Origin of the sequence: Microcoleus sp. T3_A4 (assembly GCF_036700465.1) — a bacterium.
GTDB lineage: Bacteria > Cyanobacteriota > Cyanobacteriia > Cyanobacteriales > Microcoleaceae > Microcoleus.
Map to the genome: position 1 here is coordinate 1 of NZ_JAUBOY010000133.1, position 1,449 is coordinate 1,449.

1 protein-coding gene is annotated in these 1,449 nt (G+C 37.3%); it reads left to right on the forward strand.

Annotated features, from left to right (window positions below; all coding sequences use genetic code 11):
• Positions 1 to 150: 150 nt before the first annotated feature.
• On the forward strand, positions 151 to 1,431 hold the full coding sequence (locus tag QUA07_RS29875) for a transposase (RefSeq protein ID WP_333332865.1): 1,281 nt from the start codon (positions 151 to 153) through the stop codon (positions 1,429 to 1,431).
• Positions 1,432 to 1,449 lie beyond the last annotated feature (18 nt).

The window sequence follows — 1,449 nt, forward strand, 5'->3', positions numbered from 1 at the left end:
CAATACTCCGGACAGTTTTTAAAGAGGAATGCGATCGCAATAAAATAGAGAAGTGAAAAAAGTGAGTGCAATCTCAACCCAAAATAAACAGAAAAAAAGGCACTCTTTTAGGTTAAGCTATAAAAACACACAAGCTCAACAGATTGCCTTATGAAGATTATTGAATCCATTTTACAACAAATGCCGGGGATTAGTCAACCTCAAAAGAAGTTTTTAATCACTTTATTTTCAACTATTTTGCTGGCCTATGGCAAGGTCAACTTCACGAATCTCAGTCGTTATAGCTGTTTGAGTGAAAAAACCTACCGTCGTCACTTTCTCAAAAGCTTTAATTTTCCACAATTTAATCAATATTTCCTCGAATCTGCCTTAAATCCTGAACACACAGTCATTGCCGTTATCGATTGTTCTTTTTTAATAAAAAGTGGCAAAAAAACTGACGGCAAGGCTTATTTTTATAATGGTGTAGCGGGGAAATCGTCACAGGGGTTGGAAATTTCTGTAATTTCTATTGTCGAAATTGAGAGTCGTTTATCTTATAGCTTAAGCGTACAACAAACTCCATCACGCCCTCAAATAAAGCCCGTGAAAAAAATGCCCAAAAACCCGAAGAATAACAGCTCAAAAAAATCTCGCAAAAACCCGGACTCTCAAAGCTCAAAGCCTGACATCACAAGAGTTGATGACTATGCACAACATTTGAAGAATACTCGTTATTTTTTCCCCACTTCTGTACGTTATTTGGTGGCTGATGGCTATTACTATCGCTCTAAATTCTGGGATGCTGTGCGGGACTTAAATTTAGACTTTATTGGCAAGTTAAGAAGTGATGCTAACCTACGCTATCTCTATACAGGTGAACAAAAGAAGCTGGGAGCTCCACGTAAATATGATGGTAAGGTTGACTGCCATGATTTGAGTCGTCTTAATTTTGTTAAAGACCTAAAACCCGGAGTTTCATTATATACATTGATTGTGTGGAGTTGTTGTTTAAATTGCCCAATTTGTTTGGTTTGTATCTCTGAGGTTCAAGCCAACGGCAAAATCAAAAATGCTTTATTGTTTAGCACTGATATTCACCTACCACCTGAGCAAATTCTTGAATATTATCAGGCTCGTTTCCAGATTGAATTTATCTTTCGTGATGCCAAGCAATTTACGGGATTGTCAGATTGTCAAGCTCGTCATTTACCACGGCTTGATTTTCATTTTAATGCCAGTCTAATTGCCTTAAACTTAGCTAAACATGAACTCTCTAGTTGTCATTCATCGGCCAAATCCTTTGTGTTTTCTCTGGCCTCTTATAAACGTCTGGAATTCAATAAGCATCTACTTTCTACCTTTATTGATAAGTTAGATTTAGACCCGGATTTGATTTTAAATCACCCTAACCTTCCTTCAGTCTTGTCTTATGGTACTCTGGCTGCTTAAAAACTGTCCGGAGTATTG

Coding starts and splice junctions, on each gene's coding strand:
- QUA07_RS29875 (WP_333332865.1), top strand. CDS start 151: ATGAAGATTATTGAATCCATTTTACAACAAATGCCGGGGATTAGTCAA.